Origin of the sequence: Salegentibacter agarivorans, assembly GCF_900113135.1 — a bacterium.
Taxonomy (GTDB): domain Bacteria; phylum Bacteroidota; class Bacteroidia; order Flavobacteriales; family Flavobacteriaceae; genus Salegentibacter; species Salegentibacter agarivorans.
In genome coordinates this window covers 102415-118493 of the sequence record NZ_FOOH01000008.1, presented here as the reverse complement: position 1 = coordinate 118493, position 16079 = coordinate 102415, and the positions used below count along the sequence as shown (strand labels likewise).

Here is a 16079-nt window from a genome sequence, read left to right as displayed (position 1 = left end):
TTTATTTTTAAAGGGTTAATCTCAGACCGGAAGTAATGGTACGCATAGGAGGAACTGCCATGCCTCCTTGAGGATCCAGGCCAAGGTAATCTGTCAGTGTAAATAAATTTTGACCGTGTATATAAAGGTCCAGTTCTTTCAATCCTATACGTTCTACAAAAGACTCCGAGAATTGGTAACTAAGCGAAAGTGTTTTTAAACGTAAAAAAGATGCGTCTGTTATCATTTCATCCGATAGCATTGCATTAGAAAATGCAGCGGAAGAAGAGGTAGATGTGGATAGCTGTTGAATGTTTGTTTGGTCTCCCGGCTGGGTCCATGCATCCAAAATTTGTGTAGAATTATTACCGTAGGTACCCGGAGAATTTGCTATTTCAGAAAGATAACTACGTCGATTCTGGTTTATATATTCAAAAAGAAAACCGAGGTTGAAATTCTTTATTCTAATTGTATTCTGAACTCCTCCATAATACTTTCTGCCTACGAAAGCTGTACCTGTTCTGTCACTAAAATCCAGTCTACCATCATCATTTACATCCTGTACCTCATAGCGTCCTGTTTCAGGATTAATACCTTCATATCTATAGACCAAGGCTATACTTAAAGGCTCTCCAACCCTATAGGTTTGTCTATAAGGAGTAAGATCCAAATTATCAAACTCTACCAATTTATTTTTAGGGAGTGTGAAATTTAAAGAAGTCCTCCAAGAAAATTCTTCATTTTGAATATTTGTTGTATTTAAGGCTATTTCCCAACCGGAATTTTCAATGGTGGCGGGAAGATTGGCTTGTACTGAACTAAATCCTGTTATGGCTGGTAAAGGATAGCCGGTTAACTGATTGGAAGACCTGTTTCTATACCAGTTAATTTCTAAGTTTATCCGATCGTCTAAAAGACCGAGTTGTAAAGCGGCTTCTAACTTTTTATTGATTTCCCAAGAAAAGTTCGGATTATAAAGTTTAGTGGGATATAAACCGCCAGGGCCATCCGTAGCTTCGTAAGTATCCATAAAACCATAATCCGGAATCTGATCACTTCCAGTAGTTCCGTAACTACCCCTAAGTTTTCCAAAACTTAAAATGGGTAAATTTCTCTGAATAAAAGCTTCTTCCGAAAAGATCCAGGCTGCACCTACGGCTCCGAAATTTGCGATACGTTTATTTGGTCCAAACCTAGAGGAACCATCTTTTCGCCCAGTAATATTTAAATAATATTTATCCTTCCAGTCCAGGCCCAAACGACCAAATATAGCAGCATAGCGGTAATTTATTTCTTGATCCGAAGTTGCCCTCACCTCATCCGCCGCACTAAGGTTTCCGACTAGACTATCATCACCATAACCAGTACCGTCCATAGTTAAAAAATTATTTTGGTTTTCCTGAAAAGTTAGTCCGGTGATTGCATTTATATTAAAATCACCGAATTGCTTATTATAAGAGATTTGAGGTTCTATTATCCAGGAATTTCTACGGGTATCGGTATGATAGGAGAAAAGACTTATATAACCCCAGGTAACAGGATTAAAAGCATTAATTAGGTTTTTTGTAACCTCTCCGCTTTGCAAATTAGAGTAACCAAAATTAGTTTTAAATTCCAGACCTTTTCCAAAGTTGTATTTTAAGCTAAGATTGCTTAACAGACTATTGGTTTCTATATTTTGAGGTTTGAATAAGCCGTTTAGTGGATTTATCCAGCTGTTTTCTGCCCAATTTAAGGTGCCATCTTCATTGTATAATTCAGGGGCATTTGGAGGTAGTGTGACTGCCATTCTTACAAAATCGGAACCGAAGAATAGTTCGTTATTGTCTACACCATAATTTGCTGAAAGGTCCAACGCAAATTTATTGTCTTTTGATCGGTGATGTAAACTAAGATTTGCGGTTACTTTATTATATTCAAAAGTTCCAGGGAAAACCGATCCTTCTTTCCTGTATGAACCTCCAAGTCTAAATGATGTTTGTTCATTGCCGCCCGATACTGCTAAATTTAGGTCAGTTATTGGAGAAGTTCCTCCCAAAAGTTCCTCCTGCCAATCCGTTTCCTGATTTTGATCCCAACGAAGTAGGTCTCTACCATTATACTCATTAGTAGTTGCTCCGTCATTTTCAAATGCTGTTCGGCGGACTTCCAAATATTCTGCAGTGTTCATTAAATCCATCCGATTGGAAACCTTTGAAAAGCCGGTGTATAATTTAGCCTCCATCTGGGTATCGCCGCCTTTATTTCTTTTGGTACTAATAAGTACGACTCCATTAGCCCCTCTTGAACCATAAATAGCTGTGGCATCGGCATCTTTTAAAACCTCAATACTTTCTATGTTTGACAAGTTTAAAGTACTTAAGGGGTCCATACCGCTATTTTGGGTAAATGGACTTATACTATTTATGGAATTGGCATTAATTGGCACCCCGTCTATTATAAACAAAGGTTGGTCACCTCCTAGTCTTAGACTGTTCCGTCCGCGGATTCGGATAGAGGAAGCTGCTCCACGAACTCCGTTAGGTTGTTCTACTTCTACACCAGCCATCCTTCCTTGTAATGCTTCAAGCGGACTTACTACTGGCTGTTGCTCAATATCTTCACTTGTTACTCGGGAAATACTACCCGTTCTTTCTCTGTCTGTAGTGTTATAATACCCAGCATTAATTTGAACTTCACCAAGAGCGGCAATGTCTTCCTCTAGTTGGATATTTATTTCTTTCCGACCATCTATTTCTATTTCGACGGTAGTATAGCCTATAAAAGAGAATACTAAAACTCCATTTGCAGGAGCTGTAATATTATATTCCCCATCTAGGTTGGTGACGGTACCACGGTTGGTATTTTTTAGTGCAATTGTAACTCCTGGAATAGGAAGCCCATTTTGGTCTTTTACTATACCCGATACCTCTTGCTGTTGCAAGAATGGAGGAGGAGTAGTTGCGGCAGTTGCAACCATTGACAGGAACATAAGTATCCCGCCAAGAATAATTAGCGCCACCCATTTAAGGCGCGAGTAATTATTTTTCATAATTTTACGTGTGTTTTGAATGAAACATTGTTTTATTTAAGCTTAGGCCTTCCCCGTCTGACTCCAATCTTAGGGGAAGGCTTTTTGGCTTAATGCCTTAAAGGCTAATTCACTTTTCTTTTCATAAACAATTTCTTTTTTTGCTAAACCTAACGGCCCTACCCGTTAGCACCTATTAACCAAATCAAATTTTTCCCAGAGGCCCACTTTTTATTCCCCAATGGGGGCCGAGGGGCTTCCCACCCAGGCTGTATTAAAATAGGGCATAAAAACAGCTACCCACGGGACTTTCACCTGTTCCCGTTCAGGCATAGTATCCTCTTTGAGGGCGAGGAGCCCCCTTTACGAGATTTTTTTGATTTTCACCCATCCCGCAATAGGTTTAGATTAGAACACAATTTTAGGTCGCCAAAATAGAGCATTCTGGGCTGCGAGACTTTATAATAAATTGTAGAAGATTACTTTGAAAAAGAAGAGAAATAGCCAGTTTTAAAATAAAAAAAAGGCGTGAGAGCTCGTCTTATTGCATCAGAGGCACTGGTATACCTTAAAACCACAATAAGCAGCAAACTCACGCCCGGGTCGTGAGCATCCTTGCTCATCCTCTCGTGGTTTGTTTGAAAATTACCAGTTTTCTGACGCGAGATTCAAAGCGAATGCTTCTAATATTTTACTTTAAGAAGTTTCGCAAATATATTAATATCAAGTAAATATAAACAAAAATTTTAAACGACAAAATTTAATTACGAGATATTTTTTGTCGTCAATAGTATTTGTCAATTTGAATATGGCAGAATACTTATGTAAAAAGGCACTTAAAACAATTGGTGCAAAAATAACTGAGGAAAGACAAAAGCAGAATTTCGAAATAACGGACATAGCTGACAAAGCGGGATTAAGCTATAATACTGTAGTAAAGATCGAAAACGGTCAAGATGCGCTTTTATCAAGTTTCGTAGAGGTATGTTTTGCATTAAATTTACATCCTAAAGAAATTTTAGACGTCGAGTTAACAATAAAAGCGAAAAATGAACTATCTCCTAATCGAAAAGAAAAATCCAGATTAACTATCAGAATTAAAGATTTAATTAAAAAAGGCGATTTTAATACTTGGCAAAGTACTAGAGATATAGTAGGGAAATTAAAAGAAAATTTTGATATTACTATTGATTCAAAGAATGTTTCTTCCATTTTAAGGAGACTTAATTCTGAAAAATATCTCAAAATTAAAAAGGAAGGGAGGAAGAATTTATATTTAGTAAGAAAATAAAAATTTCCCTACTTTTCATCATCTTAAAACAGAAATTTCTATTAGATTTTTTTATTTTCCGCTCTTTTAAAAATTCTTAAACAAATTTCTTCTTACTTAAATGAATGGAAAAACGACCTTCGATAAAAAAGAACGGTTTTTACATTTTGATATTTTGTACAGTACTTTTTCCTGGAGACCTGAAGCTAAATCTACTTTCCGCTTGAACAAAAACAACTACAATGGCTTAAACTTAATTACCATGAAAATTCAACTAAACTTTAAATGCATTAACGAAGACTATTCCCAGGAATTTGCCGACCAATTTCATCTTGGAAAAGAAAGTGAGAATAACAGTAAGTACCATTGGGAACAGTCCTTTGAGGTTCCTGACGTTATTGAGGTTTCAAAACCTGAAGAACCTTTTAAATTAATAGCAGAATTGGAAGATGGAACACAGCTTCAAAAGGAAATTGATAATGTGCATATATTAAGATTAAAATTTGATGATGGTCAAAAGAAGGACTGCGCGGTTTCCGGGGCTATTCTCAAAGAAACAAATGCAGCCTACCTGGAAAAAGAAGGAACAAAATGCTTTTACTTTTACCTAAATGAAGAATCCAAAGCCTTGGAGGTTTTAGATGGGGTTTTTCTTACTGAAGAAGATGCCTATGGGGAAGGTTTTGTAGTTGTGTAAGTAAAGAAATCTAAATAATGGAAACAGCTATTAAAATGATTATTTGAGTATGGAGTAGGCATTAAATTATAAGGCTGGGAATCAAGTAATGCCTTGCTTGAAGATTTATGAAACACCCACCAGGTGGGGATACTTCTAAAGGAAAAATAGTTGAGGTTATGAAAGTGGAGCCGGTTGGAGCGATAGGAAAATAATAGTTAGTGGGCGGCCAAGCCCAACTCATAGGGAAAATTGACGGACTTCTTGTATGAGTGAAACCTTTAGGGAGGCATCACAGTACTTGAATTAAACAAAATTGCAGAACTTATAAGAGATAACATTAAAAACCTAGGAAAACAGCAGATAGATTTGGTCCTCATTATTATACTGTTAAAAAATATTGGAAAGACCTGAGGTCTATCACATTCCTGTATATACTTTAAGCACTATATGTTTTTACCAGGTGCGCCTCCGGTTTAAGTGATTTTCAACTCCTGTCATTCTTCCTGCAAGGCTTGTATTGGGTTTACAATTGGCTGCACCTCAATATCTGCCCCGGTTACTTTGGCTATACTTCCAGTGCCTTCTCTTTCCGTAGTATAATTATAATTTCCGGCGTTAATTTTTACTTCCCCTAGGGCGGCGATGTCCTACTCGAGTTGGATATTGATCTCTTCTCTTACATCAGGGAGAGCGAATTGACAAATTTTAATAGAAGTTCTCCTATTTTAAATTATATGCCTGCTTTAAAATTAATAGGCAGGTGGTATCTTGATATTTTTAAGCTTTTCTCCATCCTTAGCAGTTTTAAGGATAAAGCTAAGAAGCTGTTATACTAACCAACTTACATGCAATCGGAAGTACAAGCCCCCACACCTCCACCCTAAGCTAAAAAAGTAAATTCATCCAAGTTTTAACGCAACCTTTTTTGCATTTGCGCATCTATAAAATAAATAACCGAATGAAACATTATTTTTGGATGCTGTGTATGGCATTATGTTTTCTTTTAAGCTGTAATTCAGATGACTCCTGTGAAAACTCTAGAATTGCGATTACCAGCATGGAAGAAGAATATGCATGTAATGATACCAGATACAGTTTAGATATCTCTACTACAGAGGAGTTTCAGCTCATTACTAACATTGCAGAATACGAAGATAAGATTACCGGAACCTGTGATCCAACACTAATTGATTTTACAAATTTCGATTTGATCATCGGGAAGGTTCAGCTCACCTCGGGAAATGATGCTATAGATTATTCTTTTATCGAAAGCTGTACAGAGGGTCGGAATTTATATGTAACATTTATTCAAAATGATGCGATGATAGCACCTGTTATCACCTATCACGTCCTCGTTCCAAAGGCTGAAGCTAATAAAAACATAGAAGTGAGAATCTTCAACCAGAGACGAGCATAACATAAAAATAATACTCCATGGAATACCAATTTTAAAATTAACTACCGATTATTTTTAAATTCTGTCACAAATTGCAAACAAATTACACTTATTGAGTGGAACCGGAAAACAGAAAGAAAATTTCACTGTAAAAAAGCGAAAATTATTTCTACTTAAAACGAAAACAATGAAGTTTAGCAGATTAGTTCTCGGATTAGTTTTATCAGTTGGATTTGCAACCTGCAGTAATGACGATTCTTTATTTGAAGAGGAACCTCAGGTAAAGTCTTACGAATTTGTTAGCCTACAATGGAAACTAAAGTCTACCGAAGGGCAATATATTGTTGAAGAAAATAAATTTCCATAATTTCTGATGCAATTCCTTCAAGTGAACAAAGAATTAATTTCTGATGGTGTACAATTCTTAAAAAAATTAACAAATAAAGCTTGTCTGTGCCTTTTGAGGCGTATTATATTTGCGCAATCAATGGAGAGCCCTATTCACTAATGTTTCCTATAATTTTTTTCAAATTGTCTTCGTTAATATTGGCAATAGGTCTAAGAAAGTTTAACATCAATTTAGGATTTAGCGAGAGTCAAATGTGACTCACTGTGGCGAAGCCGTATTCAGTTCCCAAATTATCAATAGTTGGTATCAGTATCTCTAAGTGTGAAAATAATAACTCATTATAGAAACACAAATCTATTTTCTTTGGTCGTAAAAATAAAGGCCATCGACGAACAAACCGAAACTTCTGCAATGCCCTTCAACTGCAGAAGAACTAAAGTCTTTATGATCTAGTTCATATCCGTATTCCGTCGGAGAAAAGCCAAAGCTAAAATTGCTAAAAGGAAACATTTGAAAAAATGTTTATAGCCACGCTCTTGTTTTAAAAGTATTTGCAATAATATTTAGTTAAACATAATTCTCAAATTTCACACATTGAAACTTCACCGGATCTAAAGGTTTCGTTTATATACCATATTCCTACGATATACACCAAAAAACAAAGGAGAACTGAGCTAGGCCTTAGTTTGAAACAGAATCTGGGAGGGTGTAGCCCGCTATTGATGAGTTATTTTATTTACTCTTACCGTTGAAAAGAAGTTTGGAAATTTCAATGTTTTGTAGGATAAAATTTATTTTGATTTTAAAATGACTAAAGCTTTTAAAAGAGATATTGTTAATGGTTTTTTTTGGTCTTTTTTTGGTCAATTTGGTTATATGTTTATCGGACTTGTCGCAAATATTATTCTTGCGAGACTCCTTTCTCCTTATGAATTTGGGCAGGTAGGGATAATAATGTTTTTTATTGTGACCGCTAAGGTTTTAACTGAATCAGGCTTATCAGGGGCTTTAATAAGAAAAAATGACGCTACCGAAAGAGATTACTCGACGGTTTTCATTTTTAACTTAGGGGTTTCAATTGCCTTAATGATGCTTCTAATAGGATTCTCGGGAGTTATTGCGGATTTTTATGACGATCAAGAACTAAAGAATATTTTGATAGTCACATCTAGCGTCATTTTGATCAATGCTTTTCAAATAATTCAGAACGCAAAACTGGTAAAACATTTAAAATTTAAAAAGAAAGCATCTTATGAGTTCGTTGCAATATTTACTGCATCAACAATAGGTGTTGTATTGGCTTTTTATAATTGGGGAGTATGGGCTATTGTTATTATGCATATCGTAACAGCATTCCTTCTAACAGTGTTATTATGGGTTTTTGAAGGACCAGTATCAAAAATTATTTTTAGTAAAACATCCTTTCTGAATTTATATAAGTTTGGAGTAAACACTACTTTAGCCTCTCTTATTAATTCCGTCTTTGACAATATTTATCAGTTAATTCTTGGGAAATATTTCGCAATAAGCCAAACTGGTTTTTATTATCAGGGTAAAAAAATACAGGAAGTACCGATTAAGATCATAAAATCAACAACCTTGGGAGTTGTTTTTTCATCTTTATCCAAATTGCAGGATGACTCCAAACAATTTAATAAATATTATCTCCGCATAGTTAAATTATTTACTATAACGGTAGGTCTTATTTGTTTGTTAATTTATTTTTATGCTCAAAACATCACTTTACTGTTATACGGAGAAAAATGGTTGGGAGCTGTATTCTATATTCAAATTTTAATCGTTTCATCCTTTTTCTATATGCAAGAAATGTTTAATAGGGTGATTTTTAAAGTATTTGATAGAACCGAGAAAATCCTTTATCTAGAAATCATTAAGAAGTCAATTCAGAGCGTATCAATATTTGTAGGAGTATTTTCTAAAAGTATTGAAATTCTTTTATATGGATTTTTAGTTACTAGTATTATTAGCTTTTTCATCAATTATTATGAATCCCGTAAGGTGCAAAATAATTTTTCCTGGCACGAAATAATTTTGGTAGTAAAAGTAGCTCTAATTGGAATCGGTACGGCTTTAATAGGATCTTTCTTGAATAGAAGCTTTGAGTTTGAAAATCATGAATCTTTCTACCTAATCCCCGTTTTGCTGTTTATTTTCATATTTTCCATTAGAATATTTCAAGTATCAAAGCTAGAAAAAGATGTAATAGCTGTATTCAAAACTATAAAAAAGTGATACGTAGAATATTTAATTTTTATAAAAAAACTTTTTGGTCACCAGAAAAATATGCAAGACATGTAGGAGTTACAATAGGCACTGGTTGTTTAATTTCGACTAAGAAATTCTCCTCAGAAGCCTATCTTATTTCTATAGGTGATCATTGTCGAATTGCCAAAGATGTTTCTTTTTACACCCATGGAGGTTTATGGTCCCAGAGGAAAAAACATCAAAAGCTGGATTATTTTGGTAAAATAGAAATCGGAAATTATACATACATAGGTGCTGATAGCAAAATAATGGCTGGAGTAAAAATTGGTGACGACGTAATCGTCGGTGCCGGTTCTGTAGTAACTAAAACTGTAGAAGCTGGTTTAATTGTAGCAGGAAATCCGGCGAAAATTGTAGGAGAAACCAAAACATTCGTGGATAAAATTCAAAAAATAAGTTTACCAACTTATGGAATGGATTTTAAGGAAAAAAAGAATTTTTTATTGTCCATGGAGGACTCAAAGTTTATTCAAAAATAGTATGAAAGAAGACAAATTGGCCAAAACTGTCTTTTTTATTGCAAGTCCGTTTCTGACCTTGCCTGCTATACTATATGGGGTTTATAAAAAATCTCAATTTAGTATCTACTTATTGATCCTCATTTTTGGTTTTTTGAGTTACTTATATATACCAAGCGTCTCTAACGATAGGGCAAGATATTTTGAGATGTATATTGAGTTTCAAAGATTTGATTTTAAAGATTTTATCAAATATCTAGGTGTTCATAACAGGCCAGATTTTATACTTCATTTTTTGGTCTATTTGACCGCTAAATCAGGTTTATATCTACAGTTGCTATTATTTAGCGTTACCTCCTTTACCGTTGGAGTTTGTTTTTATCTTTTTAATAAGCTTACCGAAAATTTTAATTTCACAAAGAGGAGCTATTTTTTATGTTTTCTGATTGTTTTATTTTCCTTCTCACTAGATCATTTACTATCGGGAATTCGCTTTTATTTTGGGGCTGCCTGGGTTTTATTAGCTTTTTATAATGGTTTATTTAAAGGAAATAACTTTCGTGCGATATTATTATTGATTGCTGCATTGTTTACTCATTTCAGTACTGCACTATTTATTCCTATATATTTTATTCTATATTATTTTCCGAAAAATTATAATCTATATAAGATTTTTTTCTTGGCGTCATTTATAGCATTTGTACTACCTAAAGAAGATGTTGTATCGATTTTCAGCTTTTTAGATTTTACAGGAAGTTATGCCAAAAAAGCAGAATTATATTTGGAAGGACAGGATTTTGTTCAGCGAGGGATCAGAGAAGGCTCACCAAATTACATTCTTGTATATTTCTTTTCTATAGCCTGGAGTATTTATGCCTATATGTTTTTAATTTTTACTATTAAAAGAAAATCCCTTTTTAGAAATTTGTTATTCTTAAGCTTTGGCGTGGTAAACTTGTTTTATTCAATTACCAATGTCTACTCTAGATATTTAATCCTTGTAAAAGTAATTTTTGTCTTACTGCTAATTTATGAGTATCGTGAAAGCCAATCTTTAAGACCCATCTTAATTACAATGGGATTATTGGTATTAAACTTAGTTTCCAATTTAATTATACTACGTTATAATCTTGAAGCCAGCTATTTAACCTTATATTCTTTATCCTCGTTTTTTATGTTCTTTCGGGAAATAACTCCTCAAGATTTCTTAAGCTTATAAATGAAAAAAGTAGCATTTTTAGTTACGGGGCTAAACGCAGGGGGACTTGAAAATTACTTGTTAAGGTTTATTAGCTTTTATAAAGACAATATTCAGGCCACTGTGGTCTGTAAAGGGGGTTATGCGGGAGATTTGAAAAATGATTTTGACGAGTTGGGAGCTAATATTATTCCTATAAAAATAGGATACTTTAATCCATTAAAATTTTATCTCTTATATCAAATTTTTACCAGGGGTGGTTTCGAATCGGTGTGCGATTTCACCGGTAACTTCGCTACTATTCCGCTATATTTAGCTCGTTTGTCCGGGATAGAAAAAAGAATCGCTTTCCATAGAGGATCAAATAACAGGTTTAAAGAAACACCTGTAAAATTGCTATATAATAAGGTCATCAATAGTCAGTTGCCTTTGGTAGCTACCGATATTCTTGCTAATTCTAAAGCAGCCATGAATTTTTTTCACGAAGGAAGTTGGGAAAAAGATTCCAGATTTGAAGTAATCTATAATGGCATCAGGGCTTCTGAGTTTTTAAATAGCGATGAAAATTTAAGGGAAAAACTAGAAATTCCAAGTGATGGTTTTGTGGTGGGGCATATAGGCAGGTTCAACGAAGCTAAAAACCACAATACGATTATAGAGGTCGCTGTCGCACTTTGTAAAAGACAGGTGAATGTATATTTCATTCTGTGTGGTAAAGATGTTGATAAGCAACTAAAAGCACGAGTGGAAGAAGAAGGTTTGGCTCGTCAAATAAAATTAATGGGCTACCGGCAAGATGTAATTAAGGTTCTGAATAGCTTAAATTGCTTTTATTTTCCTTCTATTAATGAAGGTCAACCCAACGCCTTAATTGAAGCGATGATCGCAGGAGTTCCTTTTGTAGCTTCAGATATTGCTCCAATAAAGGAAACTGTACCCAAAAAACTACATCCTATGCTTGTGCCTCCTCTTGATATTGATTTCGCTGTAGATGCCATATTGAAAATTATGAACTGCGAAATGAATGGATTGGAAATTAAAGATTGGGCAATTAGCCATTTTTCTGCAAAAAAGTGGTTCGAGAAATTTTATTCTAAACTATAATTATGAAGATTACGATTGTAACGGATCATCGATTTTTTAATTATGGAGATGAAATGTTTGATGACTACGTTTTTGATTATAATTTTTTTAAAAATTATTTGGATGTTTTCGATAAGGTTGATATTGTTTGCAGGGTGCAAAAAATGGAGGTTTTAGATAATAGGTGGGTTAAATCCAGCGGACCCGGAATTAACTTTATTAGCCTTCCCAATGAGCACGGTCTTAATTGGTTTCTAAATATTAATCGCTATATAAAAGAAGAATTATTAGCAATTTTCGATACAGATAGTTTTTGTTTTAGATTGCCATCTATGGCGGCCTGGGAAATATTCTGTCAGAATAAATCCAGAAACTTACCTTACATATTTGAATCCATAGGAGACCCAGAGGATGCTATGATTTCTTCAGAAGATTCCTTAGCCAAGAGGGTCCCCATTATGGTTTTAGGACATATTCTGAAAAATAGAAAAAGAAAGATCGTTTACCATGCAGTAACGGGGAGCTACGTTAGTATAAAGCATTTGCAGCAGAAATATCCTATAAAAGAAGACAAGATTACAGAGTCTATCTCAAGCATACGCTTAGAAAGTAGATACATTTTGAAAAGGTCTAAAATATTTGATTTCAAAAAATCGATAAGGATAATTCACATAGGTTCTTTTATTCCATTAAAAAACCAAAAAGACTTAATTCAGGCTTTTAAAATAATTTCTGCAAAGTATCCACAGGCTAAACTGGATTTTGTAGGTGATGGTCCAACTAGTAATGCTTGCGAACAATTTGTAAAGAAATTAGGACTTTCTTCCGAGGTGGTTTTCCATGGCCAGGTTACGGGTTTTAATAATATTGTAAAATTATTGGATAAAGCACAATTTTTTATTCTTCCATCTTTCAATGAGGGAATGCCTAGAGCGCTTATAGAAGCTATGGCAAGAGGACTTATATGTTTAGGTTCAAATCGAGGCGGTATTTCAGAACTATTAGATGAAGAATATTTATTTACTGTTGGAGACTACCAACAAATAGCTAATAAATTGACTTGTTTAATAAATAATTATTCTACTGAGGAGTTAGGGCAAATAAGTCTAATAAATATAGATAGGGCAAAGGAGTTCGAAAATGGGATACTTCAAAATAAACGTTACAAATTGTTGAAGTCATTAAGAGAAATTCTATGAGAGAGCTTAAAAATCAATTGAGATATGTGCTACCATTATGGTTTGTTCTTTTAATAACAGGCTTACTTCCCGATAATAGGATAAGCATTAGAGTGAGAGGCTTTTTGGCAAGCTTTTTTGTAAAGAAGTGTGGTAAAAATTTTACAATTGCCAGTGGTGTTGTGATTAATAATCCGCAGGGTTTAGAAATTGGAGACCATGTTTATATTGCTAAAGGTTGCTGGTTAAATGCAATGGCGGGTTTGAAAATCGAAGATGAAGTTATTTTTGCTCCTTATGTTGTTATAAGTACAACACAACATGTCTTTAACAATAATTCAGTACGTTTTGGGGGAAGTATAGCAAAACCGGTTTTAATCGGAAAAGGTTCCTGGTTAGCTTCCCATGTTTCAGTGAAGTGTGGTGTTAAAATTGGAAAGGGAAATTTAATTGCTGCTAATGCTTCGGTTACTAAAAACACTCCAGATAATAAAATAGTAGGAGGCGTTCCCGCAAAAATTATTAGAGATAATATAGATACAAAAGCCTCATTTTCTTCCAGAGCAGAATTCGAAAAATCCAGGAAGTAGGATTATTAAAGATATTTCAGAGTAGTATGAATAAAAAAAGAATTTGTATAGTTATAGGTTCTGCTATGAACTTAAATAGTCTGTATAAAGATCAATTTAAATATTTAATGGCTAATGGATATGAAGTGACAGGTATTGCCCCGGAAGGCATAGAACATAGCTGGTTGCGACAAGATGGGGTTAAGACCAAGGTAATTAACTTAAAAAGACCCCCTTCCCCATTTCTTGACCTCTTAAGTTTATTCCATTTGAGTTGGTTCTTTTTATTTAACAGATTTGATATAATAAGTGTTTCAACTCCAAAAGCTTCTTTAATAGGTACGCTAGCTGGTAAAATTACTTTTCATAAAAATATTATTTATACCCTTCGAGGTAGAGCTTATGAAAGTTCAACAGGATTTAAAAGAAAATTTTATGAGTTTATAGAAAAATTTGTCTGTAAAAATTCCAAAAAAGTCTTTTGTATTTCCCACGAGCTTAGAAAGGATATTATTAGCAAAGGTGTCTGCAAGGAAGAAAAAATTTTTACAATAGGATCAGGTTCTAGTAATGGGGTGGACATTTGCAAATTTTCAAGAAATCAACAGAATATTGTCAAAGGAGAACTGATCAGGACTAATTATAATCTTAATAAAGAGGATTTACTTATTTTATATTCAGGAAGGATAAGAAAAGATAAAGGCATTAATGAACTGGTATATGCTTTTGAAGAATTGTCGCATCGACATTCAAATATTTATCTTTTAATTCAAGGAAAATATGATCTATTTGACCCTTTGGATTCAAAGGTTTTAAAGTTAATTGAAGAAAATCCGAAAATATTTGAAGCTGGTTGGAAAAAAGATATAGAAGATTTTTATGCTGCTTCAGATATTTTTGCATTTCCAAGTCATAGAGAAGGTTTTGGAAATGTTGCTATTGAAGCAGCTGCGATGCAAGTGCCTGTAATTGGATTTGATGTCATTGGTTGCCGGGAGAGTATTAATCAAAATGTTTCTGGAATTTTGGTTCCAGAAATAGATTCCAAACGGCTGGAGGGAAAATTAGAAGAATTGATTGTTAACCCAGAATTGCGAAAACATTTAGGTCAACATGGTGCAGAATGGGTTAAAAATAATTTTGATTCTAAGGTAATTTGGGATGGCCTTCTAAATACTTATAATGAAATACTAAAGCTTGAAGCTACTCCAGAATCTTTGTATAAAACCAGTAATTAGTTTCTCTCCAATTCCTTGTTTATTCGAGGGAAAATAAAATCGAGATCTTTCAGATTGGTGTTACTAATCAAAATCTACTTTTATGAACATTTTAGATAAGGACATTTTATTAAACTTATTTCACCAGTATTATTTCTTTTTTGCTTGGGGCGTATTTTTATTGGCTTTTTGTCTTACCTGGTATTTTACTCCGAAGGTTTTATGGGTAAGCCGGGAGAAAAACTTAATGAAAGAGATTAATGAACGAAGTTCGCATACAGCTGCTACTCCACCATTTGGGGGGGTTGCTTTTTTTCTGGTACTGATATTGATTATAAGTGTTTTACAGGGCCTGCGAACTTCTCCTACTGGAAACCACCTTATTATAGGTCTTACTTTTTTATTTATGGCAGGTTTAAAGGATGATCTGGTGATCTCCTCTGCACGGTTAAAATTTGTTAGTCAGTTATTCGCCGTGGGCTTTATTATTTTTTCTCCAGAACTTCAGCTTACCAGTCTGTATGGTTTTTTAGGAGTTTTTGAGATCCCGATGCTGTTGGGCTATGCTTTAAAAGGAGTCATCGTGTTAGCCTTAATTAATGCCTATAATCTTATAGATGGAATAGATGGTCTGGCTGGAATTACTGGAATTTTAATATCCCTTACTTATGCATTGGTTTTTTATACTACTGGACATCCTTATTTTATGTTACTGAGCTTGTGCATGATAGGAATTTTGGGTGCTTTCCTAAGGTTTAATTTTTCTCGAGGAAAAAGAAAAATCTTTATGGGTGACGGGGGAAGTCTCATTATGGGTTTTATGATAGCTTTTTTAAGTCTTAAGATTTTAGTTATGAAGCCTTTTGAACCTCTAATGAGGGAGGGTTTTGTGCCTGAAAATAGATTACTATTTGCTTTAGCGGTCTTATTCTTACCAATTTTTGATACCCTACGTGTTATTATTATTCGTTTAAGAAACGGCAAAACCGCTTTTGAAGCCGACCGTAATCATATGCACCATGTTTTACTCGATAATGGGTTAAGTCATAAAAAGGCCAGTTTTGTTCTTGGCGGATTGAACTGTGTAATAATAGCCTTATATATTATGATCAGTCGTGACCTAAAAAGTATCGGGATGAGCCTGGTCATGTTAGGAGTTTTTGTTGTAATAGCTATTGGGTTTGAAGCATTAAAAAAGAGAGCAGAAAGAAAAAGTTTCAATGAAAGAACCAAAGGAGTAAAAGGTGACAGAAAGCAAAGTGGCTTGGCAGTATCCAATTCTCATTAAAAATTCCTTCACACTTGTAAAGCTAGAGAGAATATAATGTGTTCACCGGAATCTTTCTATTAAATCCTCTTCATTATTAATGATAGGAAATTATTGTGGTAAACGATTTAAATCTCCCA

13 protein-coding genes are annotated in these 16079 nt (G+C 34.2%); 12 read left to right on the top strand and 1 reads right to left on the bottom strand.

The window, feature by feature from the left end; all coding sequences use genetic code 11:
• Positions 1 to 7 precede the first annotated feature (7 nt).
• A complete protein-coding gene (locus BM084_RS07720; RefSeq protein ID WP_093304123.1) occupies positions 8 to 3010 on the bottom strand; it encodes a SusC/RagA family TonB-linked outer membrane protein in 3003 nt (1000 codons plus the stop codon).
• A 787-nt stretch (positions 3011 to 3797) separates the two neighbouring features.
• Between BM084_RS07720 and BM084_RS07715 the strand changes: the two genes are divergently transcribed.
• The 12 genes from BM084_RS07715 to BM084_RS07660 all read left to right on the top strand — a co-directional run bounded on the left by BM084_RS07715 (position 3798) and on the right by BM084_RS07660 (position 15960).
• Positions 3798 to 4280 carry a helix-turn-helix domain-containing protein gene (locus tag BM084_RS07715; protein WP_093304120.1) on the top strand — a complete coding sequence of 161 codons (483 nt, stop codon included), beginning with the start codon at positions 3798 to 3800 and terminating at the stop codon, positions 4278 to 4280.
• Between the two features lie 100 nt (positions 4281 to 4380).
• Complete coding sequence (locus BM084_RS07710) at positions 4381 to 4956, top strand: hypothetical protein (RefSeq protein WP_093304117.1); 576 nt, start codon at positions 4381 to 4383, stop codon at positions 4954 to 4956.
• Positions 4957 to 5896: 940 nt separating this feature from the next.
• The gene (locus BM084_RS07705; RefSeq protein WP_093304115.1) at positions 5897 to 6355 is read left to right on the top strand and encodes a hypothetical protein; all 459 of its coding nucleotides are present in this window, start codon (positions 5897 to 5899) and stop codon (positions 6353 to 6355) included.
• A 166-nt stretch (positions 6356 to 6521) separates the two neighbouring features.
• On the top strand, positions 6522 to 6701 hold the full coding sequence (locus BM084_RS07700; RefSeq protein ID WP_143083629.1) for a hypothetical protein: 180 nt from the start codon (positions 6522 to 6524) through the stop codon (positions 6699 to 6701).
• A gap of 789 nt (positions 6702 to 7490) precedes the next feature.
• On the top strand, positions 7491 to 8936 hold the full coding sequence (locus tag BM084_RS07695) for a lipopolysaccharide biosynthesis protein (protein ID WP_093304109.1): 1446 nt from the start codon (positions 7491 to 7493) through the stop codon (positions 8934 to 8936).
• Complete coding sequence (locus BM084_RS07690) at positions 8933 to 9448, top strand: acyltransferase (RefSeq protein ID WP_093304105.1); 516 nt, start codon at positions 8933 to 8935, stop codon at positions 9446 to 9448. Before BM084_RS07695 ends, BM084_RS07690 begins: the two co-directional genes overlap by 4 nt.
• Before the next feature lies 1 nt (position 9449).
• Positions 9450 to 10646 carry an EpsG family protein gene (locus BM084_RS07685; RefSeq protein WP_177195676.1) on the top strand — a complete coding sequence of 399 codons (1197 nt, stop codon included), beginning with the start codon at positions 9450 to 9452 and terminating at the stop codon, positions 10644 to 10646.
• The gene (locus BM084_RS07680; RefSeq protein ID WP_093304099.1) at positions 10647 to 11729 is read left to right on the top strand and encodes a glycosyltransferase; all 1083 of its coding nucleotides are present in this window, start codon (positions 10647 to 10649) and stop codon (positions 11727 to 11729) included.
• Between the two features lie 2 nt (positions 11730 to 11731).
• The gene (locus BM084_RS07675) at positions 11732 to 12907 is read left to right on the top strand and encodes a glycosyltransferase (RefSeq protein WP_093304097.1); all 1176 of its coding nucleotides are present in this window, start codon (positions 11732 to 11734) and stop codon (positions 12905 to 12907) included.
• Positions 12904 to 13476 (top strand): acyltransferase, encoded by a 573-nt coding sequence (locus BM084_RS07670; protein WP_093304094.1) that lies wholly within the window; start codon positions 12904 to 12906, stop codon positions 13474 to 13476. Before BM084_RS07675 ends, BM084_RS07670 begins: the two co-directional genes overlap by 4 nt.
• Before the next feature lie 26 nt (positions 13477 to 13502).
• Positions 13503 to 14693, top strand: a complete 1191-nt coding sequence (locus tag BM084_RS07665) for a glycosyltransferase family 4 protein (protein ID WP_093304091.1) — start codon at positions 13503 to 13505, stop codon at positions 14691 to 14693.
• 82 nt (positions 14694 to 14775) lie between these two features.
• Positions 14776 to 15960: a glycosyltransferase family 4 protein gene (locus tag BM084_RS07660; protein WP_093304087.1), complete on the top strand. Its 1185-nt coding sequence runs from the start codon at positions 14776 to 14778 to the stop codon at positions 15958 to 15960.
• The last annotated feature ends 119 nt before the right edge of the window (positions 15961 to 16079 follow it).

Bases quoted from the DNA above. Each gene is read 5' to 3' on its own strand.
- BM084_RS07675 (WP_093304097.1), top strand. From the start codon at position 11,732: ATGAAGATTACGATTGTAACGGATCATCGATTTTTTAATTATGGAGAT.
- BM084_RS07710 (WP_093304117.1), top strand. From the start codon at position 4,381: ATGAATGGAAAAACGACCTTCGATAAAAAAGAACGGTTTTTACATTTT.
- BM084_RS07665 (WP_093304091.1), top strand. From the start codon at position 13,503: ATGAATAAAAAAAGAATTTGTATAGTTATAGGTTCTGCTATGAACTTA.
- BM084_RS07695 (WP_093304109.1), top strand. From the start codon at position 7,491: ATGACTAAAGCTTTTAAAAGAGATATTGTTAATGGTTTTTTTTGGTCT.
- BM084_RS07670 (WP_093304094.1), top strand. From the start codon at position 12,904: ATGAGAGAGCTTAAAAATCAATTGAGATATGTGCTACCATTATGGTTT.
- BM084_RS07660 (WP_093304087.1), top strand. From the start codon at position 14,776: ATGAACATTTTAGATAAGGACATTTTATTAAACTTATTTCACCAGTAT.
- BM084_RS07700 (WP_143083629.1), top strand. From the start codon at position 6,522: ATGAAGTTTAGCAGATTAGTTCTCGGATTAGTTTTATCAGTTGGATTT.
- BM084_RS07715 (WP_093304120.1), top strand. From the start codon at position 3,798: ATGGCAGAATACTTATGTAAAAAGGCACTTAAAACAATTGGTGCAAAA.
- BM084_RS07680 (WP_093304099.1), top strand. From the start codon at position 10,647: ATGAAAAAAGTAGCATTTTTAGTTACGGGGCTAAACGCAGGGGGACTT.
- BM084_RS07720 (WP_093304123.1), bottom strand. From the start codon at position 3,010: ATGAAAAATAATTACTCGCGCCTTAAATGGGTGGCGCTAATTATTCTT.
- BM084_RS07685 (WP_177195676.1), top strand. From the start codon at position 9,450: ATGAAAGAAGACAAATTGGCCAAAACTGTCTTTTTTATTGCAAGTCCG.
- BM084_RS07705 (WP_093304115.1), top strand. From the start codon at position 5,897: ATGAAACATTATTTTTGGATGCTGTGTATGGCATTATGTTTTCTTTTA.